Genomic DNA, 26,202 nt, shown 5'->3' on the forward strand with positions numbered 1-26,202 from the left:
GCCAAGCCGCCACAAAAATGTGCGATTGGCCGGGGATAGCGTTGCCGGGCACGGCGGTTATGGTTTATGGCTGCTGCCCCAGAGCGAATGACGACTGAAATGACGCCGAAAGGGCGGAATCCAATCATGTTTTTCAAGCGAGTTGGTCAATCGAAAGCGCCGCATCGGTCTGTTTTCCTGGCGCTTTCGGTGGTTGTTCCATCGCTGTTCCTGTCGGCCTGCATGTCGTCCGAGAAGGATGTCGACTTGTCGACCTATGTCGAGCAGACCGAGCCGGCCGACGTTCTCTACAATCAGGGCCTCGCCAACCTGAATGCCGGGCGCCTGCAAGAGGCGAGCCGCAAATTCAGTGCGGTCGACCGCCAGCATCCCTATTCGGAATATGCCCGCAAATCGATGGTGATGGGCGCCTTTGCCGACTATCGCCAAGGCAACTACAGCGAGGCGATCGGTTCGGCCAAGCGCTATCTCACGCTCTATCCCTCGACCGACGACGCCGCCTATGCCCAGTACATCATCGGGCTGAGCTACTACCGGCAAATCAAGGACGTCACCCAGGACCAGAAGGAAGCGCGTCAGACCGTGCAGACGATGCAGGATCTGGTGACGCGCTGGCCAGATTCCGAATATGTCGACGACGCCAAGGAAAAGATCCGCTTCGCCAACGACCAGCTCGCCGGCAAGGAGATGCAGATTGGCCGCTACTATCTCGAGCGCCGTGAGTATATCGCCGCCGTCAAGCGGTTCCGCAACGTGGTGGAGACCTATTCCAACACGCGCCATGTCGAGGAGGCCCTCGCGCGCCTTACCGAAAGCTACTATGCGATGGGGCTGACATCGGAGGCGCAGACTGCCGCGGCTGTGCTCGGCACCAACTATCCCGACAGCGTGTGGTATAAGGATTCCTACAAGCTCCTGCAGACTGGTGGGCTCGAGCCGCGCGAGAATGCCGGGTCGTGGATCGCCAAGGCCGGGAAGCTGATCACCGGCGCCTGAGCGGCGCGTCACCATGCTTTCCAGACTGTCGATCCGCGATATCGTTCTGATCGAGAAGCTGGACATCGACTTCTCGTCCGGCCTTTCGGTGCTGACCGGCGAAACCGGCGCTGGAAAATCCATCCTGCTCGACGCGCTTTCGCTGGCGCTTGGCGCGCGCGGTGACGCTTCGCTGGTGCGGCACGGCGCGGCACAGGGCCAGGTCATCGCCGTGTTCGACGTGCCGCGCAACCATCCTGCCCGCATGCTGCTTGCCGACAACGCCATCGAGGACGATGGCGACATCATCCTGCGCCGCGTGCAGACGGCGGACGGCCGCACCCGTGTCTTCGTCAACGACCAGCCTTCGAGCGTGACGCTGATGCGCGACGTCGGTCACGCGCTGGTCGAGATCCACGGCCAGCATGACGAGCGCGCCCTGGTCGATCCCGGCGCCCATCGCGAATTGCTGGACAGTTTTGGCCGTCACCTCGGCGCCGTCCGGGCGACCGGCGAGGCATGGCGGCACTGGCGGACCTGCGAGCAGGAACTTTCGCGACACCGCGCCAAAGTGGAAGCGGCGGCCCGCGAGGCCGACTATCTGCGCGCCGCGGTCGCCGAATTGACCAAGCTCGACCCGCAGCCAGGCGAGGAAGCCGACCTTGCCGAATTGCGCGCCTCGATGATGCGGGCGGAAAAGATCGCATCGGAAATCCACGACGCGCAGGATGTGCTCTCGGGCCCGTCCTCGCCCTTGCCGCAACTCGCCAGCCTGTTGCGGCGGCTGCAGCGCAAGGTGACCGAGGCACCCGGCCTGCTCGAAGACGTGGTCAAATCGCTTGATGAGGCGATGCTGTCGCTCGACGCGGCACAGTCGGGGGTCGAAGCGGCACTTCGCGCCACCGAATACGATCCGCGGCGGCTGGAACAGGCTGAGGAGCGGCTGTTTTCGTTGCGCGCCGCCTCACGCAAGCACAGCGTGGCGGTCGACGATCTGGCGCAATTGCGCGACACGATGGCGGCCGATCTCGCCGATCTCGACGCCGGCGAGGAGCGCCTGCACGGGCTGGTGAAGCAAGCCGCCGCGGCGCGCGAGACCTACGACATTTCCGCGGCACAGCTTTCGTCGCTTCGCCACGCTGCGGCGGTCGGATTGACCAAGGCGGTGATGGCCGAACTGCCGGCACTGAAGCTCGAACGGGCCGCCTTCATCGTCGAGATGGCAAGTGAGGCCGAGAGCCGAATGGAAGACGGCATCGATCAGGTCGAGTTCTGGGTGCGCACCAATCCCGGCACAAGGCCAGGGCCGATGATGAAGGTCGCTTCCGGTGGCGAACTTTCACGGTTCCTGCTGGCGCTGAAGGTGGCGCTGGCCGACCGTGGCTCGGCGCCGACGCTGGTCTTCGACGAAATCGACACCGGCGTTGGCGGCGCGGTTGCGGACGCCATCGGCCAAAGGCTGGCGCGGCTGTCGAAGCGCGTGCAGGTGCTTTCGGTTACGCACGCCCCGCAAGTGGCGGCGCGCGCAGCGACGCATTTCCTGATCTCCAAATCCGGCAGCGCCGATCGAGTCGCCACCGGCATCGCCGAGATGGACCGGGCGGCACGCCAGGAAGAGATCGCGCGCATGCTTGCCGGAGCGACCATCACCGACGAGGCACGCGCGGCGGCCGAGCGCCTGCTGCGGGAGAACACAGCCGCATAGCGGAGATTCCTCAGCGTTATGGATCGAGTCAGGATGTGGCTCCATGCTGCTGTTCCGGAATGATTTTCTCAAGACACGGCTCCCTCACGGCAAAATCCTGATCTATTGTGGCGCGCCACCGCTGCAGCGCCGCGCGTCCTTTCGGGCGCGCAAGGGACTCTGTAGCAATTGATTTTGCACAGGATCCTTTCTGAAGATCGCTTCGGTCTCCGGGGGTGTGCGTCGAGGAGCAGTGCATGTCCGAAAAACCTGTCGATTCGCTTGGTGAAAGCGAGGCAGCAAGCGAGCTGAAGCGGCTGGCGGAGGAAATCGCCGGCCATGATCAGCGCTATCACGCCGAAGATGCGCCGACGATTTCGGACGCCGCCTACGACGCGCTGCGGCGGCGCAATCTCGCCATCGAGCAGCGTTTTCCTCATCTTGTGCGCGATGATTCGCCGTCACGGAAAGTCGGGGCGGCGGTCTCGGAGAAATTCGGCAAGATCGTCCATGCCATTCCGATGCTGTCGCTCGACAACGCTTTTGCCGATGCCGACGTGATCGATTTCGTCGGCCGCATTCGCCGCTTCTTGCGGCTCGGCGCCGACGCGCCGTTGTCCATGACGGCCGAGCCGAAGATCGACGGCCTGTCGCTGTCGCTGCGCTACGAGGCGGGACGGCTGGTGACGGCAGCAACGCGTGGCAACGGCCAGGTCGGCGAGGATGTGACAGCCAACGCCCGCACCATCGCTGAGATTCCCAATGTGCTTTCGGGGGATTTTCCCGAGGTATTGGAAGTGCGCGGCGAGGTCTATATGCGCCTCACTGATTTCGCCGAGCTCAATCGCCGCAATGCCGAGGCCGGAAAGCAGGTTTTTGCCAATCCGCGCAACTCGGCGGCAGGCTCCCTGCGCCAGCTCGACACCTCGATCACCGCCAGCCGGCCGCTGCGGTTTTTCGCCTATGCCTGGGGCGCGGTGAGCGCCATGCCCGCCGACACGCAAATGGGCATGGTGGCAGCGTTCGAGCGCTTTGGCTTCAGGGTCAATCCGCTGATGAAGCTGTTCGACAGCGTCGAGGGGTTGCTTGAACAATACCGGCTGATCGAATCCAACCGGGCGACGCTCGGCTACGACATCGACGGCGTCGTCTACAAGGTGAACAGTCTCGAGCTGCAGCAGCGGCTGGGTTTTGTGTCACGCTCGCCACGCTGGGCGATCGCGCATAAATTCCCGGCCGAGAAGGCGACCACGATCCTGACCGGCATCGACATCCAGGTCGGCCGCACCGGAGCGCTGACACCGGTGGCGCGGCTGGCGCCGGTGACGGTCGGCGGCGTCGTGGTGACCAACGCGACGCTGCACAATGAGGACTACATCAAGGGCATTGGCAATAGCGGCCAGCCGATCCGCGAAGGCCGTGACATTCGCATCGGCGACACTGTGAGCATCCAGCGTGCTGGCGATGTCATCCCGCAGGTCATCGACGTGGTCATGGAAAAGCGGCCGCCCGACAGTGTGCCATATGCATTCCCAGTGCTTTGCCCGGCCTGCGGCAGCCACGCCGTGCGTGAGGAGGGTGAAGCAGTCAGGCGCTGCACCGGCGGATTGATCTGCCCGGCGCAGGCGGTGGAGCGTCTGCGCCATTTCGTGTCTCGAGGCGCTTTTGATATCGAGGGGCTGGGCGAGAAGCAGATTGAGTTCTTCTTCCATGCCGAGGATCCATCGCTGCGCATCTATTCGCCGGGCGACATCTTCACACTGAATGCACGGCAGGCAGCATCGCTGACCAAGCTCGAGAATGTCGACGGTTTCGGCGCGACCTCGGTACGCAAGCTGTTCGCGGCAATCGACGACCGGCGTCAGGTCGAGTTCTCACGCTTCCTCTATGCGCTCGGCATTCGCCACATCGGCGAAACCAACGCCAAGCGGCTGGCTCGCCATTTTCTTTCCTTTGCCGCTTTCCGCGAAACCGGGCAAAGCGCCGTCATGCCGGCCGGCAAGGGCGACCCGGGCAACGCTGCCTGGCAGGAGTTGAACGGCATCAACGGCATCGGCTCAATCGTTGCCGAAGCGGTGGTCGACTTCTTCGCTGAAGACCATAACCGGCAGGCGCTCGATGCATTGCTGGCGGAAGTAACAGTGCTCGACGAGGAGCCGGTCGGTGGCGTGTCGTCGCCGGTCTCCGGCAAGACGGTGGTCTTCACCGGCGCGCTGGAGAAAATGTCGCGCGACGAGGCCAAGGCGATGGCCGAAAAGCTCGGCGCCAAAGTCGCCGGCTCGGTGTCGAAGAAGACCGATCTCGTCGTTGCCGGACCCGGTGCCGGCTCCAAGCTCAAGCTCGCCACCGAACTGGGCATCGAAGTGATCGACGAGGATGCGTGGTTCGTGCGGATCGGCAAGGCGTGACGGTGGCATTTAACGGGTTCGGGCAAAAGGCCATTCCCTTCCTCAAGGCGCTCGATTTTCATCAGAGCCGGGAATGGTTTGTGGAAAACCGCGACCTTTTCGAAGGTGAGCTGCGCGACCCGTTCGGCGATCTGGTCGAAACGCTCTCCGAGCGCTTCGCGGCGATAGGGCTGGGTTTGCGCGGCGATCGCAAGAAGTCGCTGTTCCGGATCAATCGCGACGTGCGTTTCGCTAAGGATAAACGACCCTATAACCGGCATCTGTCGGCAATTCTTTCGCCTGACGGCACCAAGATGGAACAGGGCGTGTTGTTCGTCTATATCGGGCTTGAGCGCTGCTTTGCCGCCGTTGCCTGGTGGCAACCCGGGCCGGCGCTTTTGCTGGCGATGCGCCAAGCCATCGGGACACGGCCGGGTGAATTTCGAGCGCTGATCAAGGCGTTGAAGCAAAACCGTCTCGAACTTGATCCGGAAGGCTGCATGAAGCGCACACCGCGTGGCTTCGAGCATGTCACCGACATCGACCTCGTGGCCGCCATCCGCAATCGGCATTTCGTAGTCCGGCACGAGATCGACCCTGCGGGAATCCACAGTGCGGCACTGGTCGACGAACTCGTCGATTTCACCATGCGGGCCAAGCCGCTGCTCGACTGGGGCAGGGCGATCGAAGCCAAGGTCCCGGTGGACTAAGCTTCGGGCCCATGGTGCACACCCGAACTTGTGAGGGATCATTTCCGCTGATCATTGGCTCAAGCGAATTGGTGTGACAAGGCAAGTGGCGCTCCCTACATACGACCTTTCTCCAAAAGAATGGTCCCAAGGAGTGGCTGATGTCGGCGGAAGCAATCTCCGAAAACCGCGCGAAGAGCGATTTCTGGCAAGGCGTGCGGCTCTCGATGCCCGTCGTGGTGGCGGCGGCGCCGTTTGGACTGCTGTTCGGTGCGCTTGCCGTCGACAATGGTTTTTCGGTGCTCGAAGCCGTCCTGATGAGCGCCATGGTTTACGGCGGCGCGAGCCAGATGGTGGGTATCGAATTGTTCGGGCAGCATGTCGCGCCATGGCTGATCGTGCTGTCGATCTTCGCCGTGAATTTCCGCCATGTGCTTTATTCCGCCGGTATCGGCCGGCGCATCGCGCACTGGCCGCTGATCCAGCAAGCGGTAGGCTATTTCCTGCTCACCGATCCGCAGTTCGCGGTGGCTGAGCGTAAGGCGGAAGCCGGCGAGACGGTCGGCTTCGCCTGGTACATGGGGCTTGGCCTGCCGGTCTATGTGTTCTGGGTAACCGAAAGCGCGCTCGGCGCGATGTTCGGCAAGCTCATTCCCGATACGCATGCGCTGGGCATCGATTTCCTGCTGCCGATCTATTTTCTCGGACTGGTCATGAGCTTTCGCAAACGGCCACTGTGGCTACCGGTGGTCGTCGCCAGTGCTGCTGCCTCCATCATCGCCTACAAGACGGTGGGCTCGCCCTGGCACGTCTCCATTGGCGCCGTGGCTGGCGTGCTGCTCGCAGTCATCCTGCCGCCGCACCACAGTGGTGTGGAGGCGCGGCCATGAGCACAACCCTGTGGATCATCATCGCCGGCGCGATCGCCACCTATCTCACCCGCATCGGCGGCCATCTGGTCATCTCGCGCTTCGAAAACATCCATCCGCGCGTCGAGGCCGGGCTGAATGCGGTGCCGGCGGCGGTGCTGACCACTCTGGTCGCGCCGGCAGCGCTGAGCGCCGGGCCGACGGAATGGGCGGCATTGATCGTCGCCGGGCTGGTCTCGCTGCGCGGCGGGCTTATGGCGATGTTTTTGGCCGGTGCCGCCGTGCTGATCCTCGCCCGGCAGTTCGTCGGGTGACTGGACCGACTGAGTAGGCCGGTCCTACTTGCGCACGATGTCGGAGATCGCGGGGTCGAATCGACCTCCTGCAAAGAGCGTGCGCATCGTCTCTTCCGGATCGAGACCAAACGTTTCGGCGGCCGTCACCGCAATCAGAGCGTCGAGGTCGAGTGTCGGTGCAAGGTCGCGTCCTTGGTGGAGCGCACTGGTCGATAGCCCCGGCCAGTCGGCCAGCACCCGCCCGCCATTCACCGCCCCGCCAGCGAGCATCGCGGCCGATGCCGTACCGTGGTCGGTGCCGCCAGTGCCGTTGACGGCGGCAGTGCGGCCGAACTCAGTGGCGGCCAGCACGGTCGTATCGTTCCAAACGTCGCCGAGCCCAACGTGCAACGCATCAATGAGCGCGTCGAGCGCTCTGAGCTGATTGGCTAGCCTGCCTTGCTGGCCGCTATGCGTGTCCCAGCCGCTGGTTTCGATCATGGCAACGCGCGGTCCGTCGGCCTTGGAGAGGAAGCCCGCAGCGGTGCGGCCGACGCTCGCCGCGTCCTTGCGCTGCGCATTCACTGCGCCAAGCGCTCGTGTCTCCATCGCGCTGCTCCACAGCGGATGCAGCTGTTCGTCGGCGTCATAGAGCTTGCCGACGCGCATCATCAGGTCGTCCGGCGCCTCTGGCAGAGCGGATGGCGCATAGGAGGTGACGTCCGCCTGGCCTCGTAGCGCCAGCGGGATGGTCGGTGCAAAAGCGATCGCTTCGCCGCGAGACTTAGGCAGCATGTCGACCAGCCGGTTTAGCCAACCGTCCTTGCGTTCATAGGGCGAGGTGCCGCCGCTTTCGAGCACGTTTTGACCGTCGAAATGCGAGCGCTCGCGATAGGGCGAAGCGACCGCGTGGACGAACAGTGCCTGCTTGTCCTGATGCAGCTTGCGAAGCCCGGTGAGCGAAGGATGCAGGCCAAACGTGCCGTCGAGCTTTATCGGATTGTCGATTGCCAATGGGCCGCGCAGTGTGCGGTAGGCGGGCTCGGCATAGGGAATGATCGTGTTCAACCCGTCCGCGGCGCCGCGCTGGATGATGAAAACGAAGCGGCGATCGGTTTCCACATTGGCGAAGACGATGCGCGGCGCAATCAGCATCGAGCCGAGGCCGGCGCCAGCGAGAGTGAGGAATTGACGGCGTTTCATGTTGGTCATCTCCTCTGGAAATCATCTTCGTTGGAAGTCGGGCGACACGAGCAGCAGCGCGATGCCGGTGCGCCGGCTCTCGGCGCGGTCGATCTCGGCCACCGTCAGTTCGCTGAGTGAGCCGGCAAAGAGTTTTCGCGCGAGATCTCGCGGATCGATGTCGCCACGCTGCGCGGCGAGGCGCTGCGCCGCCTCGACCCGGCGCACCAGTGCGTCGGGCGCGGCCCAGCTCCCGGCAACGTCATCATAGCCAGCCGGCGAACGCGGCCGCCACACCGGTTGGCCGATCTGGTTGAGCAGTTGCGCCAGGCGCGGCTTGCCGATGTCGCTGCGGCCCAGGCCGCGCAGCGCCGAGATCGTCCATTCCCACGGCGTCTTGAACTTGGCCGCCGCCGGCTGCCAAGCTTCTGGACTGTCGATGAGCGCGCGGTAGACGGCGACGAGATCGCCCTTCGACCGGCGAAAGGCTTCGGCGAGCCGCGTCACGACCGCTGCCGGCGGCTCGTCGGCGATGAAGTGGCGCGCCAGCTTGGTCGCGATGTGCGTTGCGGTCGCTTCGGCCGCCGCGAGGTCGCTCAGCACGGCAAGCGCCTGTTTCTCACCGCTCTGGTGGTAGGTCTTGCCCATGATCGTGCGTTCGCCTGGCTCATGCAGCCCAGGTCGAAAGGTGAAGGCGCCAGCCTGGCCTCGCTCTTGAGCGCGCCCGGTGCTGAAACCGGTCAGGGCCAGCGCGAATTCGGTCACGTCGGTCTGGCTGTAGCCGGAGCGCACGCCGAGTGTGTGCAGTTCCATGATTTCGCGGGCCAGGTTCTCGTTGATGCCGGGCTTGCGCTTGGCGTTGCGTTTTGCGGCGCGGCTGGCAAATCTTGAGTTGGGACCGATCGAGCGCACCTGGTCGAGATAGAACAGCATCGCCGGGTGGCGCTCGGCGGCGAGCAGCATATCCTCGAAGTGGCCGAGCACATGCGGGCGGATCGCCTCGCGCTCGAAGGCGCCGGCGATCAGGGTCACCTGCGGTTTCTCCGCCGAGATGGCGAAATGGTTCGACCAGAAATGCACGAGCCGTTCGACGAAGGGGGTCGATGTTTCGAGCGCCGCGCGTGCTCGCGTGTCGACCTCGTCGCGATAAAGCGCTTGAGCCTTCTGGCGCGCCGTCTTGCGGGCGGCCATCTTTGCGGCCCGGTCGGCGTCTTTGGCCTCGAGCATCGCCTCGGCATAGCCGGCACCGAGTGTGGCCGAGTCCTGCGCACCGGAAAAGACGGCTGGGTTTGCGTCGTAGTTTTCGAACTGCGCTACCAACCAGGATTTCGGGTCGGCAGGCGCCTCGTCGTCGGGCCGGGCGCCCAGGCCGAAGCGGTTGAGCGCAACCGCGACCTCGCTTGGACGTGCCAATCGTGCCTCCGTCAGCATTGCTTTTCAGAGGCTTCAACGCGGCGGTGACCGGAATCCGTCGCTATTTCCGGCTCTATTTTTCGTGCGCTCGGCGCAGCATGTTGGTGCGGCCGCGCAGGCCGTCGACAAGCCGAGCCCTGTCGGCTGGCGTCAATCCCGTCGCGAAGGTCACGATTGCCTGTTCGAGCCGGCCGCGTAGCGCCATATCGGCTTGCCGGACCGAGGCGAGCGTCGCATTGATCGCCGCTGCGTCGATCGGCTCAGCCTCGATCAGGCGCGCGACCGCCTCGCGGCCGGCCCGAGCTGCTTCGATGTCGGCAGCCGACTGGCGCCGCGCCTCGGCGAGCGCCTGGCGGAACGCCTTGCGCTGTTCGGGCGACAGGCCGGCTGCGGCGAAGCGCAGGCCGCGCTGGTCGCCCGCCCCGTCGCGCTGCCCCTCCTGCGCCTGCCACATGTAGCCAGCTCCGGCAGCGGCGCCGAGCACGAAGATGTTGAGCGCCAGCGAGACGGCAAGCAGGATCCTGATGCTGCGTTCGCTCATTGCACATCCCCTTGCATGTCGCCGAATGCGGTCAGCGCATAGGCGTCACCATCGTCAGGGGCGCTGTTGAGCGACAACAGCACGGCGACTGTCAGCACACCGGCTAGTGCGCCCGCCAGTCCGACGCCGGCCAACCCGGCACACTGCCAGATGAGCCGTGTGCGGCGCCACAGCGCAGACGGCGCCGTGGCAATGATCCTTCGCGCGAGCGCGCCGTCCGGAGCTGCGACGCGATGGCGCGACAGCAGATCGTCGAGCTCCGCCGCCGGTGCAAGTGCGACTTCGGCTTGAGTCGGGTAGGCGGCGATGAAGTCCAGCGCCGCCGCCCGCTCGTTTTCAGGCCAGCGCTGCGGCGACCCGCCATAGGCGGCAACGAGCGCGGAAAACCTCTCTGGAGTCATGTCATTTCGTCCCTGTCTCGTCCGAGCCTGGAGCGCAACTGCCGCCGCGCCCGCGACAAGAGGCTTTCCAATGCTTCAACGCTGATTCCCATGACCTCTGCGGCATCGCCGTTCGAAAGCTCCTGATAATACTGCAGCACGATCGCCTCGCGCTGGCGCTCCGGCAGCTCGGCCAGAGCGCGCCGCACCTGGTGCTGATCGTCGGCCGCGAGCATATCCGCTTCCGCGCCCGGTCGTTCATCGGGGCGATCGGGAAGTTCCGCCACCGGCGTCTCCCGCCGCCTGCGCAGCCGGTCGTAGCAGAGATTGAGTGCGACGCGATGCAGCCAGGTGTCGAACTTCGCCTCGCCGGCGCGCCAGCCCGGAGCCGCCCGCCAGATGCGCAAGAAGGTCTCCTGCGCGACGTCCTCTGCCTCGCCGCGGTCGCCCAGCATTCGCGTGGCGAGACGGATCAGCCGCGGCAGCTTGCGCTCGACCATGGCTTCCACCGCAGCCGCATTGTTTTGCGCGATCAGCGCCAGCAGCCGCTCGTCGGTCTCGCCCACGCTTTGCCTTCTCGTTCCACCACGCCAGACCTTCCGCTGACACGACCGTCATCCTGCACCCGCTATGTGTCTTCAACGGGTTTCAATGCGAAATCCGTCGGCGACCCGTGCTTGGGGGACAGACATGGCCCCAGTCTGGTGGCACACCATTGGCGCGACATCGAGAGCCAGATGTCCGTTTAGGGGGCGATAGCTGACCCCACCACCTTTCCGAAAATCACGACTTCTGGTCGTGCGGCAGCGGTGCGGTTGCCTTTTCCAGCCATGCCAGCGTCTCGCCGTCGAGCATTGGTCCGATCTCGGCCAGCACGCGCGCATGATATTGGTCGAGCCAATGCAACTCGTCACGCGTCAAAAGGTCGGACCGCACCAGTCTGGTGTCGATGGGCGCCAGCGTCAGCGTCTCGAAGCCATGCATGGCGATGTCGCCGCCCTCTATCTGCTCGGCTGGCGTCACTAGGAGGAGATTCTCGATGCGGATGCCGTAAGAGCCTTCCTTGTAGTAGCCCGGCTCGTTGGAGAGGATCATGCCCGCCAGCAGCTTTTCAGTGCCGGTCTTGGCGATGCGTTGCGGGCCTTCGTGGACGGCCAGATAGGAGCCGACGCCGTGGCCGGTGCCGTGGGCGAAATCGCAACCGTGTTTCCACAGCGCCAGCCGCGCCACGGCATCGATCTCGGAGCCGCGCGTGCCCGGGGGAAAACGCAGCATGGAAATGCCGATCATGCCCTTCAGCACCAGCGTGAAGCGTTCGCGCATTTCCTCGGTCGGCTTGCCGATCGGCACGGTGCGGGTGATATCGGTGGTGCCGTCCTGATACTGCCCGCCCGAATCGAGCAGGAATAGCTCGCCATCCCTCAGTTTTCGGCTGGTGGCGCGGGAAACGCGGTAGTGCATGATGGCGCCATTCGGACCGGCGCCCGAGATGGTGTCGAAGGACACGTCGCGCAACGGCATCTGCGTTTCCTCGCCGGTGCTGCGGCGGCACTCCTCGAGCCTGGTAACGACGGCGATTTCGTCGAGCTTGCCGGGTTTCTGGCGGTCGAGCCAGCAAAGCAGCTTGGCCACGGCGGCGCCATCACGGCGATGCGCGGCGCGGGCGCCGTTGATCTCGGCTTGGTTCTTCGTTGCGCGTGGGATGCGGGCAGGATCGGGCGCTGGTATGACGGTGCCGCCATTGTCCTCGACCAGCGTCCTGAGCTTCTCCGCCGCCAGCACCGGATCCAGCGCGATTTTTGCGCCGCCCTTGGCCAGGGCTGCGATAACAGCTTCGAATTCACCGGGTTGGTGCAATTCGGCGAGCTGCGTCAGATAAGCCGCGACGGTGCGCGAAAACTTGCGCTGGTCCATGAAAAGCAGGTGCGACCCATCGGCGGCAAGCACGGCAAAGCCGAGCGCCAGTGGGGTGTGCGGCACGTCGCCGCCGCGGATGTCGAAGGCCCAGGCGATGGAGGACGGATCGGTCAGCACGGCATGGGTGGCGCCATCCTTGCCAATGGCCGACGCCAGCCGCGCCAGCTTGTCCTTGGCCAGTTCGCCGGCAAAGGCAATCGGATGGAGCTCGACCGGCGCCCGCGGCGGGTCGGCCTGGTCCTTCCAGATGGCGTCGATTGGGTTCTTCTCGAGCGGCACCAAAACCGCCCCCGATTTTTCGGCCGAAGCTTTCAGCGCTTTCACATCGCCTATCGTCTGCAGCCACGGGTCGAAGCCAAGCCGCACACCCTTGCCGAGATTGTCCTTGATCCAGGTGGCGGGCGGATTGTCGACCAGGCTTTCGATCGAGAAGATGTCGAGATCGACCTCCTGGCGCACCTGCAGCGTGTAGCGCCCATCGACGAACATGAAGGCGCGGTCGCCGAGCACGATGGCGATGCCGGCCGAGCCGCTGAAGCCGGTCAGCCATTTCAGCCGCGCCGAGCGGTCGGCGACATATTCGCCCTGATGCTCATCGGCACGCGGCACGATGAAGCCATCCAGCCCATTGGCCGCCAGCCATTGACGCAGCAGCGCCACACGCGGCTTGCCGACGGCGGGGTCGCCGGCGGAATCAAAAGTCTGGAACATGACGGGGCCCTCCTCGGATGCTGGCGCGACCGTAGCGCATGACCCCGAAAATCGGAATCGACTTTTGCTGGGCTGATCTTCGGTTCGGAGAAAATCAGCGCAAGATCAAAGTGCTACAGCGTCATCCGCCTGACAATCGGCGGGATTTGGTCCAGCAGCATCGCTTTTGCGCATAGGCGCCATGCAGAATCGGCGATTTTCAAATAGGTCAGCAGAGCTTACCTTTTTCGCGTGGAGGAAAGAGTCTTATTGCCCTGCAAAGGAGACCATCATGTCCACGATTTCAGCCAGACGCGGATTTTTCCGAAGCGCCATGAACGCTCTCATCGAAGCGCGCCAGCGCGAAGCGAGCCGCTATGTGAGCGGCGTTCTGCTTGGCTTTGACGACGAAACGCTGAAAGCGCACGGCTACGATCGCGAAGAGCTGAGGAAGGCGGCAAGGTCGCCCTACGTCTGAGCGACTTGCTGCTTGCGTTTGAAGGCGCTGCGCGTCACCGCTTGAGGTGGATCGTCACCCAGCCCTCGCGGTGCAACGTCCTGACATGGCGGAACCGCTGGCCGACATAGGCCGAGATCACTGCGTCGCGCTGCCGGTCGAGGATGCCTGACAGCACGATCGAGCCGCCCAAGGTGACATGCCCGGCCATTTCGGGCGCCAGCCGCATCAGCGGCCGCGCCAGTATGTTGGCGACGATGAGGTCAAAGGGACCGCGCGCGGCAAAGATCGGATGGTGGAAGCCGGGCGCCGTCACCGTTTCGACGAGCGCCTTGACATGGTTGAGCCGCGCATTGGCGGCGGCGACCTTTATGGCGACCGGGTCGATGTCGGTCGCCAGCACCGGGATGTGAGCGAGCTTGGCCACCGCGATCGCCAGCACAGCACTGCCGGTGCCGAGGTCGAGCGCGTTGCGCGGGCGCTCGCGCCGCACAACCTTTTCCAGCATTTCAAGGCAGCCGGCGGTGGTGCCGTGATGGCCGGTGCCGAAGGCAAGGCCCGCTTCGATCTCGATGGCGAGCTCGCCGCTGTGGCGCTTCCTGCGGTCATGCGCGCCGTGAACAAAGAAACGGCCGGCGCGCACCGGCTTCAGTCCCTCCAGCGAACGCGTTACCCAGTCGATATCAGGCACGGGCTCGCGCGCAATCGGCCTCGACAGGGCAAGCCCGGCAAGAATCTCTTCCACGCGTGCCTCGACGGCATCGACATCGCCGTCGGCATAGAGCGACACTTCGTGGATGTCGCGATCCTCATCGACTTCGAGGATGGCAATCGGCAGACCCTCGTCCTCGAAGGCCGCTTCGAACGCCGCGAAGATACGGTCGGCCCCGATCTTTCCAGCGGTGAAATAAAGCCGCGTTTGGGTCATCAAACGATGTTCTTGTTTGAGCATGATCTTTTCCGAAAACCGGTCCCACTTTTCGGGATCATGCTCTAACCTTCCGCCAGTCGCTTGAGCTTGGCGATGGCGGTGTCCGAGCTTTCGCCGTAGGCGATGGTGCCGGCGAAGTCGCCCCTGGCGTCGAGCAGCAGCACTGAAGCGGTGTGGTCCATCGTGTAGTCGCCGTTACCGGTATCGACCTTCTTCGAATAGATGCCGAAGGATTTGGCCATGGCGTGGACCTTGTCCGGATCGCCAGTGATGCCGAGGATGCGGTCGGAGAAATTGCTGATATAGGCATTCATGATTTCGGGCGTGTCGCGCTCCGGGTCGACCGAGACGAAATAGGCGCGCAGGTTCTTGCCGTCGTCCCCCATCGTCTTCAGCCAGCCGGCCAGTTCGAACAGCGTGGTCGGGCACACTTCCGGGCAATGGGTGAAGCCGAAGAAGACGACGCTGGGGTGGCCGCGAAAGGCAGCCTCGGTGACCGGAGCGCCCTTCTGGTCGACCAGCGTGAACGGCGCGCCGAACGGCTCGCCGCCATAATGCCCGCGGTACCAGTCGAAGGTGAGCCAGCCGATGCCTGCTGCCATCAGGACGAGAATGCCGACCAGTATCGAACGCATCATCAATTGGTGTCCGTCGTGATTTTCATTGGCGCCGTATCGGCGCAAAGCTTGTTCGGCGAACACTCTTAACGGTTTGATCTCGCGCGCGCAAAGATGTCGCGTTGCCGCAACCTGCATTCCTGTCAAAAAATGATCCGCTTGCAAAGCGGTGCCGCCCGTCCCACCTGAGGTCGGCAAAACTCGAACCGCAGGAGGCTAACCTTGCAAGGACTGATTGGGCGAAAACTGATCGGCGGCGCTTTGGCCGCATGCCTTGTCGTCGGTGCTGGTGCGGCTGTCGCCCAGGAGGTCGGCAAGGTCGGCGTCGACTGGCTAGGCAACGACATCATCGTCGAGGCGATCAAGGACCCGAAGGTCGAAGGCGTGACCTGCCACGTCTCCTATTTCGACCGCGGCGTGATCGATCGCTTGCAAAAGGGCAACTGGTTCGAGGATCCGTCCGATTCCTCGATCTCCTGCCGCCAGACCGGGCCGATCACCATCAGCGACATCGACATGAGCGAGGCCGGCGAGGAGGTGTTCAAGCAAGGCATCAGCCTGATCTGGAAGAAGCAGGTGGTGAACCGCATCTACGACAAAACCAATGAGACCCTGATCTATCTGTCGCACTCGCGCCAGGTGCAGGACGGTTCGGCGAAAATGTCGGTCACCACCGTGCCGCTCTACGGCCAGAACGTGGTGTGGACCAACGGGAAGCCAAAATAGGCTCTGGCACAGGCGACGGACGATTGGTCCCGCTTGCGGGACCAATCGCTCGGGCGTAAAGCCGCGGCATGGACCGCCCCGAAAACCTCGTCCTGAAAGACCCCGAGCCGCGTATCCATCCGACCGCGGAGTTGAAAGCGTGCAAACTTGGACGCTACGCCTCGATCGGCGAGCGGGTCATCTTGCGTGAAGTCATAGTGGGTGATTTCTCCTATTTCGAGCGCCACGCCGAGGCGATCTACACGACCATCGGCAAGTTCTGTTCGATCGCCGCCAACAGCCGCATCAACGCGCTGGGGCATCCGATTGAGCGGCTGACCCAGCACAAGGTCAGCTACCGCCCGAACGAGTATTTTCGCTGGCTGGGCGTCGACGCGGCTTTCCGGGAACGGCGGCGGGCGCAATCCGTCGGCATCGGCCATGATGTCTGGATCGGCCATGGCGCGGTGATCATGCCTGATGTGACCATCGGCAATGGCGCGGTCGTCGGCGCCAATGCGGTGGTCACGCACGACGTTCCTGCCTACGCGATTGTCGCCGGCGTTCCGGCCAGGCAATTGCGCCAACGCTTCGCGACGGACATCGCCGCGCGGATCGAAAGCCTTGCCTGGTGGGACTGGCCGGTCGAGAAACTGGCCAAGGCGGTCCTCGACATGCAGGCGCTGTCCATCGAGGTTTTCCTCGACCGCTGGGAAAACGAAATACCCTGATCTTGCGGGTGCGTGCACGGCTATGTCCGTGAAATTCCGTGAAATCCCTCCTTTCAGGGAACCCGGAGCGGTTGCCGGTTGTTTCTCCCTGCCATGATAGAGAAGCGTTTCACGAAGATCGCCAACTACGTCGCCCATCTCGCCGGTCTGCCGTCGACATTCGCCATCTGCTGCCTGATCATCATGGCCTGGGCGATAAGCGGGCCGATTTTCGGCTTTTCCGATACGTGGCAACTCGTCATCAATACCGGCACGACGATCGTCACCTTCCTGATGGTGTTCCTCATCCAGAACACCCAGAACCGCGATGGCACGGCGATTCAGACGAAACTCGACGAGTTGATCCGGGCCGGCAAAGCTCACAATACTTTTATCGGCATCGAGCACCTGACCGAATCCGAGGTCGAGGAGATCCGCAAAAAATGTGAACAGGCGGCGAAACGGCATGACCAGAAGATCGCCGATGCGGCGGTCAAGAAAGCCGCTGCGCAAAAGCGCGGCTCGAAGAGCCGTGCGGCGTAAGCGTCAGCTTTCCATGAACGCCGCGAAAGCGTCCTTGTGGTCCGGGTGCCAGCGCGACAGAGCAGGGCGGTTCTCGATGATGTCGCCGATCGCCCAGGCCATGCGCTTTTCGTCCATGGGTCGTGTCGCCTCGTTGTCGGGGCACAGGATGTAGAAGTCGCCACGCACCAGCGCGGTCAGCATGAAGTCGATCACCTGCTCGCCTGTCCAGGCACCGGCGGGTTTTTTGGTCGCGCCCTCGGTCAGGCCGGTAAAAGTGAACCCCGGAATGAGCAGATGCGCCGCAACCTTTGCGCCGGGCTCGTTGCGCAGCGCGTGTGCCAGGCCTTCGGTGAAGGTCTTCACGCCTGATTTGGAGACGTTGTAGGCAAGGTTGCCGGGCGGCGTGGTGATGCCTTGCTTGGAGCCGGTGTTGACGATCAGGCCCGGCCTGCCGGCCGCCAGCATGCGCGGCGCGAAGGCCTCGACGCCATGGACGACGCCCCAGAAATTGATGTCCAGCAGCCGCTTCCAAGCGTCGCGGTTCTCCCAGGGTTTGCCGGGATTGTTGCCGACCCCGGCATTGTTCATCAACAAAGACACCTCGCCGAAGGTACCGAATGCCTTTTCGGCCAGCAGGTCTAGCTCGTCGGCCTTCGAGACATCGGTGGCGACAGCAAGCACCGCGTTATCGCCGGCAATCGTGGCAACGGCGCGGGCAGCCTCGTCGAGCCGCGCGCCACCGATATCGGCCAGCACGATTTTCAGGCCCATCGCCGCCAGCCGCTTGGCCGCGGCAAGGCCGATGCCGCTGGCGCTGCCGGTGATGACGGCAACGTTGCCGGAGGCTAGCGCAGGCAAAGCGGTCTGGATTTCGGCGTCGGTGGTCATGGCGATTATCCTCGTTCAAGTTGCGCCGAACTTAACGCGGCAAGGGGCTCGCGCAAGCCCGCTTTGGCGTCCTTGGGTTGACCACATCGGCAGGCGCTGCGCATGCTGTCCTGACAAAAAGGAGATTTACCGATTGACCGACTGGATCGAGATCCTGAAAGAACAGACCGCCACCGGCGACCAGATGAGCCGCGAAGTGCCGCAAATGCTTGCCAATCCCGACATCAGCGAAGCGCAAGTGAAGACGCTGTTTTCGGCGCTCGAAAAACAGGCGGAGTTCGTCGAGAAGCTGCGCATGGCGCTGGAAAAATTCGGCCATGATTTTTCGGTGATCAAGGCGGCCGAGCGGCTGGAGGAGCGCTACGCCGACCTTGCTGCCTCGGTGGCGGAAAAGCTGAAAGCGATGCGAGGCTAGGCGGACCTATTTTTCGATCTGCTTTTCGAACCGCTTGTCCGGCACGAACCAGATCATGGCAACCAGCACATAGAGCGCGACGCTGATCCATTGATTGACGAAGGTCAGCGGAATGGCGGCGATGTAGAGGACCACCGAGATCTTTTCCTTGCGGTCGGTGCCTACCGCTCTGGCGAAGGCAGTGTCGTTGCCATGCAGCCGATGCAGTATGACGACCAGAATGAAGTAGGCGGCCGCGCAAAGCGCCAGGACAACACCGTAAACGGCGACAGGCACCGGCGCGAAATGGTTTTCACCCATGAAGGCGGTGGTCACGGGCATCAACGACAGCCAGAACAGCAGATGCAGATTGGCCCACAGCACGCGGCCATCGACGCGCTGCACGGTGTGGAACATGTTGTGCAGATTGTTCCAGTAGATGCCGACATAGATGAAGGACAGCACATAGCTGAGAAAAGTGGGCCATAGAGGTGCCAGCGCGGAAAATTCCGCGCTATGCGGCACCTTCAATTCCAGCACCATGATGGTGATGATGATGGCCATGACGCCATCGGTAAATGCCTCGACCCGTCCCTTGCCCATGGATTCTCCTTACCAATGCGCTGAAGTTAAAAGATGATTTCGCGCAGCGCCACCGGCAATACCGCCAAACCTGTCAGGAGCACGTCCGAGGAGGGGAACACCTGGCCCGAAACAGGCGTTAGCGTCACGATTCCCTGACAACTGGAGGTCGAAATGATCGCCATGACGTGCGATAACGAGCTCGGCGGCAGGGCGGCAATGGCCGCCGTTGCTGCCATGATCGCAGTTCTTTTCGCCGGCAGCACGGTGCTGACGCCGCTTTACGTCATCTACAAACAGGCGTTCGGCTTCTCGCAGATCACCCTTACCCTGGTCTATGCCGTCTATGTCATCGGTAACCTGGCGGCGCTTTTGATGTTCGGGCGCGTGTCGGACGTCATCGGCCGCCGGCCGGCCGCCTTGGCGGCGATGACGGTGGCGGTCGTCAGCGCGCTGTTTTTCCTGTTCGCCGAAAATGTCGCGTGGCTCGACATCGCCCGGATTCTGAGCGGCTTGGGTATAGGCGTCGGTGCGGGAACCGGCACCGCCTGGCTCGCCGAGCTGGTCGCTACCGACGACAAATCACGTGCCGCCATCATTGCCACCAGCACCAATTTCTTTGGTCTCGGTCTTGGCGCGCTGGCGGCGGGACTGCTTGCCGAATATGCGCCGTGGCCACTAAGGCTGACATTCGTCGTTTATCTGGCGGTGCTTGCCCTTGTCGCGGCGCTGGTCTGGCGCACGCGAGAAACCATTTCACAACCGGGAAAACTGGCCGATATCTCCATGCAGCCACGGTTCTCGGTGCCTGGTGAAATCCGCGCCGGTTTCGTGGCGCCAGCGGTAACCGGCTTCGGCGCCATGGCGCTGGTCGGTTTCTACGCGGCGCTCGCGCCGAGCATACTGGCGCAGCAGCTCCATGTGACCAACCATGCCCTGGCCGGCGCCTTGTTCTTCGAACTGGCGATCGTGGCCGCCGTCACCATATTGGTGACGACACGCCTTTCGAGCCGCAGCACCATGCTCGCGGCTTTGGCCCTGATGATCCCGACCGTCGTCCTGGTCGTGGCGGCGCAGGTCTTTGCTTCGATGGCCATCATGATCGCCGCGACTGCGTTCTGCGGCGTCGCGGCAGCGCTCGGCTATCGTGGCGGCCTGCAAGTGGTCAACCAGATCGCGCCGGCCAGCCGCCGCGCCGAAGTGGTCTCAGCCTTCTTTATCTGCTGCTTTTGCGGCAATGCGCTGCCGGTCATCGGTATTGGCATCCTGTCGACGGTGATAAGCGCGACAATGGCAAGCCTGGCCTTTGCCGGCATGATCACGATCTTTTCCCTGGTGGCGCTCGCGTTTGGCGCCAGATATGCGCTGTGAGCCCTTCGTTCAGCCGTTCGGCGTTTCGGGCGAAAGATGCGCGCGCTGGCGCGGCACGCCGAGGCCGGTGTCCGGCGGCTCGCCGGCAGCCGGCCTGCCCTCGATCATGTGCATAGTGCGCCAGCGACCGAAGCGGTAATAGGCCGCTGCCAGCGCGAGCGAGGTGATCGAGCCGACCGGAAAGCTCCACCACAGCGCTTCCTCGCCGATCACGCTTCGGAAGAAATAGGCGAAGCTGGTGCGCACCAGAAGCACCGAGATCACCAGGATGATCAGAGGCGGCATCACCGCGCCGGTGGCGCGCACCGTGGCGAAGAGCACGATGGTGACGCCGAACAGGATGAAGGACCAGGACGCGACCTTGTTGATGTAGGTGGCGATGTCGATTGCGGCGAGGGTCGGCGTGCGTCTGATCCAGCTCTTTTTATTGATTTTGCTGTCTCTCACACCCCGGTGACAAACCCGTCTAGAACCCGTTTCTGGCCGGCCTTGTCGAAGTCGATGGTCAGCTTGTTGCCGTCGATGGCCGAAATGTTGCCGTTGCCGAATTTCTGGTGGAAGACGCGGTCGCCGACATTGAAGGCCGACGGCGTGTCGGCGACGGATTTGGCGACCAGCTCGCCGTCGATGGTGCGGCCTTTGATCGAGGTGCGGCCGGCACCATAGCCCGAGTCGGTCTCGCCATAGCCGATGCGCTCGACCTGATGGCCGGAGCGCGAGCCCCAGTTGCGGTCGGTTGCCTCGGTGCGGTTCTGTTGCGCGCGCTGCCAGCCCGGCGTCGCATAGGTGTTGGAGAAGGCGCCAGATTTCTCGGCTCCGACATTGTCGAAACGCGAGGCGCCATAGGGGTTCTGCCTTCCTGCTCCTTGGCCGCCACGGCCCGATGCGAACGAGCCGCCGCCATAGGAATTGCCGTAACCGCCGTAGCTGTTGCCGCTTTCGGCGATCTCGACATGGGCTTCCGGCAATTCGTCGAGGAAACGCGACGGGATCGTCGATTGCCACAGACCATGGATGCGGCGGTTGGAGACGAACCACAAATGCAGGTTCTTCTTGGCACGGGTCAGGCCGACATAGGCCAGCCGCCGTTCTTCCTCCAGCCCGGAGCGGCCGCCCTCGTCGAGTGCGCGCTGGTGCGGGAACAGGCCTTCCTCCCAGCCGGGCAGAAAAACGGTCTCGAATTCGAGGCCCTTGGCCGAATGCAGCGTCATGATGTTGACGGCGTCGAGCTCGGCGTTCTGCTCGGCATCCATCACCAGGGCGACATGTTCGAGGAAGGAGCGCAGCGATTCATACTCCTCCATGGAGCGGATCAGTTCTTTCAGGTTTTCCAGCCGGCCGGGAGCTTCCACCGAGCGGTCGTTCTTCCACATGTCGGTGTAGCCGCTCTCCTCCAGTATGGTCTCGGCCAGTTCGGTGTGCGGCGTGGTTTCCAGCGTCTTCTGCCAGCGCTCGAAATTGGCTGATACCTCGCGCAGTGCGGCGCGCGGCTTCGGCTTCAACTCGTCGCTTTCGGCGAGCTTGGCGGCGGCCTCCAGCATCGGGATGCGCAGCGCCCTGGCGGTATCGTGGATCTGGCGGATGGTGGCTTCGCCCAACCCGCGCTTCGGCACGTTGACGATGCGTTCGAAGGCGAGGTCGTCGGCGCCTTGGGCGACGACGCGGAAGAAGGCCAGCGCATCGCGGATTTCGAGGCGCTCGTAGAAGCGCGGGCCGCCGATGACGCGGTAGTTGAGGCCGAGCGTGACGAAACGATCCTCGAACTCGCGCATCTGGAAGGACGCGCGCACCAGGATCGCCATGTCGTTGAGATTGTGCTTCTGCCGCTGGTAGGCTTCGATGGTTTCGCCGACGGCGCGGGCCTCCTCCTCGGAATCCCAGGCGGCATGGACGTGCACTTTCTCATCGTCCTCTGCGACTTTTTCGGTGAACAGCGTCTTGCCGAAGCGGCCTTCATTGTGGGCGATGAGGTGGGAGGCGGTGCCGAGGATGTGCGCGGTGGAGCGATAGTTGCGCTCCAGCCGGATGATCGTGGCGCCGGGGAAATCCTTGTCGAAGCGCAGGATGTTGTCGACCTCGGCCCCGCGCCAGCCGTAGATGGATTGATCGTCGTCGCCGACGCAGCAGATATTAACTTTGTTATCGCTCACGGGCTGTTCCGCGCCTGCCGGCACGGGCCCTCCGCGGGGGCCTCGCAACGGCTCGGACGGACGGTCGTCCTTGCGGCCTTCGGCCGGAATTCCCGATTCGTCCTTCGTAGTTGCCGGTCTATAGCTACCCGCCTCCGTTCTATCCGTAACTCCGGAAAGACTTGGAACGCGACCACCCGGAGAGCCACTTCGTGGTGGTTGCGGCCCGCCCGGCCGCTGCGCCAGCAGGCGCAGCCACATATATTGCGCGGTGTTGGTGTCCTGATACTCGTCGACGAGGATGTAGCGAAAACGCTTGTGGTATTCCTTCAGCACGTCCGGATTGGCGCGGAAGATGCGGATGGGGTGGCAGAGGAGGTCGCCGAAGTCGCAGGCATTCAGCGTCTTCAGCCGCTCCTGATAGGCCTTGTAGAGCTCTCGGCCCTTGCCGTTGGCGAAGGCGCGGGCGTCGCCCTCGGGAATGTCGGCGGGGCCAAGCCCCTTGTTTTTCCAGCCGTCGATCATCTGGGCGAACTGCTTGGCCGGCCAGCGCTTGTCGTCCAGGCCTTCGGCCTGGATGAGCTGCTTGATCAGGCGCACGACATCGTCGGTGTCGAGGATGGTGAAGTCGGATTTGAGCCCGGCAAGCTCGGCGTGTCTGCGAAGCAGCTTCACGCCAATCGAGTGGAAGGTGCCGAGCCACGGCATGCCCTCGACATTGCCTTCGCCGATCAAGAGGCCGATGCGCTGCTTCATCTCGCGCGCAGCTTTGTTGGTGAAGGTGACGGCGAGGATCTGCGACGGGAAGGCCTTGCCGGTGGCGAGGATGTGGGCGATGCGGGTGGTCAAGACGCGCGTTTTGCCGGTGCCGGCGCCGGCCAGCACCAGAACCGGGCCTTCGGTGGTTTCCACCGCCAGCCGCTGCTCGGGGTTGAGCCCGTTCAGATAATCGGGCGCATTGTTGTGGCCGCTGCGGGCAGCCATGGCGCGCGCAGCAATGCCCGACGGGGCCACGGGCCGCGCGTTCGGTTCGTCAAAAAAAGGCATATCTTCCGAAAAGCCGGACATCTCCCCCGAATGTAGTGATTCGGCAGCGAAAGGCCAGAAGTGTCTCCGTTTTGTTCTCAGTCCAGTCCACAATCTGGATGGGTCCGCGACCCAAAACGTCGAGCTTGCTGTGGGTCCACGCCTAAAACGCGGAGCTTGCTTGACAGCCACGGCGGGCCGGAGAAAGTTGTGCTCGGGGCAGGAACGCAATGCCGGGTTGCCCATTGACGCGTTGCGAAGCGCGCACCAGTCGAAGGAGCATCGTCTTGGCTGTCGTCGTTACCTCCCTCATCCTTTTCCTCATCGGCCTGGCGCTTGGTGGCGGCGGCATCTGGTTAGCTTCGCTGGGCGGCAGTTGGTACTACATCATTGCTGGCATCGCCTTCCTCGTCGCTGGCTGGCTGCTCTACAGGCGCAAATCCATGGCGCTGTGGCTGTACGCGGCGATCGTCATCGGCACGCTCTGCTGGGCGGTCTGGGAAATCGGCTTCGACTGGTGGGAACTCGGTCCGCGCGGCGGCATCATCGTGCTTATCGCGTTGTGGCTATTGACGCCGTGGGCGCGGCGCGGGCTCACCGGTCCCGATGGACGCGCGCCGCTGATCCTCGCGGTGCTGGCGTCGCTTGCCGTCGCCGGCTATTCGATGACAACCGATCCAAAGGATATCGCCGGCGAACTCAATACCGATGAGGTGACGCCAACGGCCGACCTCGGCGGCAACGTGCCAGCCGGCGAATGGCATTTTTACGGCCGCACCCAGTATGGCCAGCGCTATTCGCCTCTCGACCAGATCACCGTCGAAAACGTTGCCAATTTGCAGCCGGCCTGGACCTATCGCACCGGTGACGTGAAAGGGCCCGACGACGTCACTGAGACAACCTATCAGGTGACGCCGCTGAAGGTCGTCGACACGCTCTACATTTGCACACCGCACAATTTCGCCATTGCCATAGATGCCGCGAGCGGCAAGGAGAAATGGCGCTTCGATCCCCAGGTCAAGCTGGACAAGGACCGCCAGCACCAGACGTGCCGCGGCGTGTCCTATTATGCCGATGCCAAAATCGCCGCCGGCCAGCCCTGTGCAGCACGCGTCTATCTGCCGACATCCGACGCCCGGCTGATCGCGCTCGACGCCGCGAATGGCCAGGTCTGTCCCACATTTGCCGAAGGCGGCACGTTGAACCTGCTCGCCAACATGCCATATCCGAAGCCGGGCTATTATTATTCGACGTCGGCGCCGCTGATCGTCGCCAACAAGATCATCGTCGGCGGCGCGGTCAACGACAATTATTCAACGCAGGAGCCGTCCGGCGTCATCCGTGCCTTCGACGTCGACACCGGCGCCCTGATTTGGAACTGGGATTCGGGCAATCCGGACCAGACGACGCCACTGGCACCGGGTCAGACCTATACCAACAACTCGCCCAACATGTGGTCGACGGCGAGCGCCGACGAGAAGCTCGGTTTGCTCTATGTGCCGCTCGGCAACAAGACGCCGGATCAGCTCGGCGCCGGGCGGAGCGCCAATGACGAGAAATTCTCCTCTTCGGTCACAGCGCTCGATCTCAACACCGGACAATTGCGGTGGGTGCGGCAGACCGTGCATCACGATCTCTGGGACATGGACGTGCCGGCGCAGCCGACGCTGGTCGACATCACCACGGCTGCCGGCGTCGTGCCGGCGCTGGTCGGGCCGACCAAACAGGGCGACCTCTATGTGCTCGACCGGCGCAGCGGCGAGCCGATCGTCCCGATCAACGAAGTGCCGGCGCCGGGCGGCGCGATCGAGGGCGACCACACCTCGCCGACGCAGCCGGTTTCGGACCTGAGCTTCAATCCGAAGCCGCTGACCGGCGCCGACATGTGGGGCATCACCATGTTCGACCAGCTGGCTTGCCGGATCGAGTTCCTTAAACTGCGCTACGAGGGCCGCTACACGCCGCCGTCGCTGCAAGGCTCGCTGATCTATCCCGGCAATTTCGGCACGTTCAACTGGGGCGGCGTGGCGGTCGATCCGGTCCGGCAGGTGATATTCGGCATGCCGACATACCTGGCGTTCATCTCCAAGCTGGTGCCGCGCGCGGACGTGCCGCCGCCGGGCGATACCAAAGGCAGCGAACAGGGCCTCAACCGCAATGAAGGTGCGCCTTATGCAGTGATATTGAAGCCGTTTCTGTCGCCGCTCGGCATCCCCTGCCAGGCACCGCCCTGGGGCTATGTCGCGGGCGCCGATCTCAGGACCGGCAAGATCGTCTACAAGCATCGCAACGGCACCGTCTACGACATGACGCCGCTGCCGCTGCCGTTCAAGGTCGGCGTGCCGGGCATCGGTGGGCCGATGATCACCGCCGGCGGCGTCGCCTTCCTTGGTGCTGCGGTCGACGACTTCTTCCGCGCCTATGATCTGACGACCGGCAGGCAGCTCTGGCAGACCCGGCTGCCGGCCGGCGGGCAGTCGACGCCGATGACCTACACGGTCGCCGATGGACGCCAATTCGTGGTCATCGTCGCCGGCGGCCATGGCTCGGTCGGCACCAAGCCGGGGGATTATGTGATGGCCTACACGCTGCCGAAGTAGAGAGTTCTTTCAGAGGCCAGGATTGCTTTTCACGCTGCTTGCAGCACGGCGCCGGTTGCTGCGGACCTTGACCATCGATCGCCTGGTGGCAGCGAAGGCTGCGGACCGGAGCGTCAGTAGGGCAGCGCCGGCAAGCACGAATGCGCTTACGAGGATCGGGGTGGGGAAGGTCATGCGCGTTTGTTCCTTCTTGTCAGAGCCAGCCAGCGTGGGCGACGTCACCACCAGCAGCTTTCCTTTATATTGTGGCAGGAACGTCAAGATT

26 protein-coding genes are annotated in these 26,202 nt (G+C 63.5%); 13 read left to right on the forward strand and 13 right to left on the reverse strand.

Translation table 11 applies throughout. The features are described 5' to 3' along the window. Positions 1-126: 126 nt before the first annotated feature. The 6 genes from EJ075_RS23290 (at position 127) to EJ075_RS23315 (ending at position 6,918) form a co-directional block, all read left to right on the forward strand. On the forward strand, positions 127-996 hold the full coding sequence (locus EJ075_RS23290) for an outer membrane protein assembly factor BamD (RefSeq protein WP_126105892.1): 870 nt from the start codon (positions 127-129) through the stop codon (positions 994-996). Between the two features lie 13 nt (positions 997-1,009). Next, positions 1,010-2,680: a DNA repair protein RecN gene (gene recN, locus EJ075_RS23295; protein ID WP_126105893.1), complete on the forward strand. Its 1,671-nt coding sequence runs from the start codon at positions 1,010-1,012 to the stop codon at positions 2,678-2,680. A gap of 236 nt (positions 2,681-2,916) precedes the next feature. Beyond that, positions 2,917-5,067: an NAD-dependent DNA ligase LigA gene (gene ligA / locus EJ075_RS23300; RefSeq protein WP_126105894.1), complete on the forward strand. Its 2,151-nt coding sequence runs from the start codon at positions 2,917-2,919 to the stop codon at positions 5,065-5,067. After that, on the forward strand, positions 5,064-5,756 hold the full coding sequence (locus tag EJ075_RS23305) for a TIGR02453 family protein (protein ID WP_126105895.1): 693 nt from the start codon (positions 5,064-5,066) through the stop codon (positions 5,754-5,756). Before ligA ends, EJ075_RS23305 begins: the two co-directional genes overlap by 4 nt. Before the next feature lie 140 nt (positions 5,757-5,896). Next, positions 5,897-6,625: an AzlC family ABC transporter permease gene (locus EJ075_RS23310; RefSeq protein ID WP_126105896.1), complete on the forward strand. Its 729-nt coding sequence runs from the start codon at positions 5,897-5,899 to the stop codon at positions 6,623-6,625. Next, complete coding sequence (locus EJ075_RS23315; protein WP_095483346.1) at positions 6,622-6,918, forward strand: AzlD family protein; 297 nt, start codon at positions 6,622-6,624, stop codon at positions 6,916-6,918. Before EJ075_RS23310 ends, EJ075_RS23315 begins: the two co-directional genes overlap by 4 nt. A 24-nt stretch (positions 6,919-6,942) precedes the next feature. On the opposite strand, the gene EJ075_RS23320 is transcribed toward EJ075_RS23315, so the two are convergent. The 6 genes from EJ075_RS23320 to EJ075_RS23345 form a co-directional block, all read right to left on the reverse strand. Beyond that, positions 6,943-8,082 (reverse strand): DUF1501 domain-containing protein, encoded by a 1,140-nt coding sequence (locus EJ075_RS23320; protein WP_206437504.1) that lies wholly within the window; start codon positions 8,080-8,082, stop codon positions 6,943-6,945. Positions 8,083-8,103: 21 nt separating this feature from the next. Further along, positions 8,104-9,474, reverse strand: a complete 1,371-nt coding sequence (locus EJ075_RS23325; protein WP_245457994.1) for a DUF1800 domain-containing protein — start codon at positions 9,472-9,474, stop codon at positions 8,104-8,106. A gap of 73 nt (positions 9,475-9,547) precedes the next feature. Next, a complete protein-coding gene (locus EJ075_RS23330) occupies positions 9,548-10,015 on the reverse strand; it encodes a periplasmic heavy metal sensor (protein WP_126105899.1) in 468 nt (155 codons plus the stop codon). After that, entirely contained in the window at positions 10,012-10,416 is a 405-nt protein-coding gene (locus EJ075_RS23335) for a hypothetical protein (protein WP_126105900.1), read from the reverse strand. The genes EJ075_RS23330 and EJ075_RS23335 overlap by 4 nt, the downstream gene beginning before the upstream one ends. Beyond that, the gene (locus EJ075_RS23340) at positions 10,413-10,961 is read right to left on the reverse strand and encodes an RNA polymerase sigma factor (RefSeq protein ID WP_126105901.1); all 549 of its coding nucleotides are present in this window, start codon (positions 10,959-10,961) and stop codon (positions 10,413-10,415) included. Before EJ075_RS23340 ends, EJ075_RS23335 begins: the two co-directional genes overlap by 4 nt. A gap of 217 nt (positions 10,962-11,178) precedes the next feature. Then, entirely contained in the window at positions 11,179-13,023 is a 1,845-nt protein-coding gene (locus EJ075_RS23345) for an aminopeptidase P family protein (RefSeq protein ID WP_126105902.1), read from the reverse strand. A 271-nt stretch (positions 13,024-13,294) separates the two neighbouring features. On the opposite strand from EJ075_RS23345, the gene EJ075_RS23350 reads away from it, so the two are divergent. Further along, the gene (locus EJ075_RS23350) at positions 13,295-13,480 is read left to right on the forward strand and encodes a hypothetical protein (protein ID WP_095483353.1); all 186 of its coding nucleotides are present in this window, start codon (positions 13,295-13,297) and stop codon (positions 13,478-13,480) included. 34 nt (positions 13,481-13,514) lie between these two features. Here the strand turns inward: EJ075_RS23350 and EJ075_RS23355 are convergent, their stop codons facing one another. Both EJ075_RS23355 and EJ075_RS23360 read right to left on the reverse strand, forming a co-directional pair. After that, entirely contained in the window at positions 13,515-14,387 is an 873-nt protein-coding gene (locus EJ075_RS23355) for a 50S ribosomal protein L11 methyltransferase (RefSeq protein ID WP_126107428.1), read from the reverse strand. 65 nt (positions 14,388-14,452) lie between these two features. Further along, positions 14,453-15,028 carry an SCO family protein gene (locus EJ075_RS23360; protein ID WP_126105903.1) on the reverse strand — a complete coding sequence of 192 codons (576 nt, stop codon included), beginning with the start codon at positions 15,026-15,028 and terminating at the stop codon, positions 14,453-14,455. Between the two features lie 201 nt (positions 15,029-15,229). Here EJ075_RS23360 and EJ075_RS23365 point away from each other — a divergent pair, with 201 nt between their 5' ends. The 3 genes from EJ075_RS23365 to EJ075_RS23375 all read left to right on the forward strand — a co-directional run bounded on the left by EJ075_RS23365 (position 15,230) and on the right by EJ075_RS23375 (position 16,965). Beyond that, entirely contained in the window at positions 15,230-15,733 is a 504-nt protein-coding gene (locus EJ075_RS23365) for a CreA family protein (RefSeq protein ID WP_126105904.1), read from the forward strand. 68 nt (positions 15,734-15,801) lie between these two features. Further along, positions 15,802-16,443: a DapH/DapD/GlmU-related protein gene (locus EJ075_RS23370; protein ID WP_126105905.1), complete on the forward strand. Its 642-nt coding sequence runs from the start codon at positions 15,802-15,804 to the stop codon at positions 16,441-16,443. Between the two features lie 93 nt (positions 16,444-16,536). After that, on the forward strand, positions 16,537-16,965 hold the full coding sequence (locus tag EJ075_RS23375) for a low affinity iron permease family protein (RefSeq protein ID WP_164547170.1): 429 nt from the start codon (positions 16,537-16,539) through the stop codon (positions 16,963-16,965). 3 nt (positions 16,966-16,968) lie between these two features. Here the strand turns inward: EJ075_RS23375 and EJ075_RS23380 are convergent, their stop codons facing one another. Next, a complete protein-coding gene (locus EJ075_RS23380) occupies positions 16,969-17,835 on the reverse strand; it encodes an SDR family NAD(P)-dependent oxidoreductase (RefSeq protein ID WP_126105906.1) in 867 nt (288 codons plus the stop codon). Positions 17,836-17,968: 133 nt separating this feature from the next. Between EJ075_RS23380 and EJ075_RS23385 the strand changes: the two genes are divergently transcribed. After that, positions 17,969-18,250 carry a hypothetical protein gene (locus tag EJ075_RS23385; RefSeq protein ID WP_029351415.1) on the forward strand — a complete coding sequence of 94 codons (282 nt, stop codon included), beginning with the start codon at positions 17,969-17,971 and terminating at the stop codon, positions 18,248-18,250. A 6-nt stretch (positions 18,251-18,256) separates the two neighbouring features. On the opposite strand, the gene EJ075_RS23390 is transcribed toward EJ075_RS23385, so the two are convergent. Continuing rightward, positions 18,257-18,832 carry a TMEM175 family protein gene (locus EJ075_RS23390; RefSeq protein ID WP_126105907.1) on the reverse strand — a complete coding sequence of 192 codons (576 nt, stop codon included), beginning with the start codon at positions 18,830-18,832 and terminating at the stop codon, positions 18,257-18,259. Between the two features lie 153 nt (positions 18,833-18,985). On the opposite strand from EJ075_RS23390, the gene EJ075_RS23395 reads away from it, so the two are divergent. Next, positions 18,986-20,182: an MFS transporter gene (locus tag EJ075_RS23395; protein WP_126105908.1), complete on the forward strand. Its 1,197-nt coding sequence runs from the start codon at positions 18,986-18,988 to the stop codon at positions 20,180-20,182. A gap of 9 nt (positions 20,183-20,191) precedes the next feature. Here the strand turns inward: EJ075_RS23395 and EJ075_RS23400 are convergent, their stop codons facing one another. After that, positions 20,192-20,629 carry a hypothetical protein gene (locus tag EJ075_RS23400; protein WP_245457995.1) on the reverse strand — a complete coding sequence of 146 codons (438 nt, stop codon included), beginning with the start codon at positions 20,627-20,629 and terminating at the stop codon, positions 20,192-20,194. Continuing rightward, the gene (locus tag EJ075_RS23405) at positions 20,626-23,379 is read right to left on the reverse strand and encodes a UvrD-helicase domain-containing protein (RefSeq protein WP_126105909.1); all 2,754 of its coding nucleotides are present in this window, start codon (positions 23,377-23,379) and stop codon (positions 20,626-20,628) included. Before EJ075_RS23405 ends, EJ075_RS23400 begins: the two co-directional genes overlap by 4 nt. A gap of 245 nt (positions 23,380-23,624) precedes the next feature. Here EJ075_RS23405 and EJ075_RS23410 point away from each other — a divergent pair, with 245 nt between their 5' ends. Further along, the gene (locus EJ075_RS23410) at positions 23,625-25,937 is read left to right on the forward strand and encodes a glucose/quinate/shikimate family membrane-bound PQQ-dependent dehydrogenase (RefSeq protein WP_126105910.1); all 2,313 of its coding nucleotides are present in this window, start codon (positions 23,625-23,627) and stop codon (positions 25,935-25,937) included. A 9-nt stretch (positions 25,938-25,946) separates the two neighbouring features. On the opposite strand, the gene EJ075_RS23415 is transcribed toward EJ075_RS23410, so the two are convergent. After that, the gene (locus EJ075_RS23415) at positions 25,947-26,198 is read right to left on the reverse strand and encodes a hypothetical protein (protein ID WP_126105911.1); all 252 of its coding nucleotides are present in this window, start codon (positions 26,196-26,198) and stop codon (positions 25,947-25,949) included. Between the last annotated feature and the right edge of the window lie 4 nt (positions 26,199-26,202).

This window comes from Mesorhizobium sp. M6A.T.Cr.TU.016.01.1.1 (genome assembly GCF_003952585.1).
Classification (GTDB): Bacteria; Pseudomonadota; Alphaproteobacteria; order Rhizobiales; family Rhizobiaceae; genus Mesorhizobium; species Mesorhizobium mediterraneum.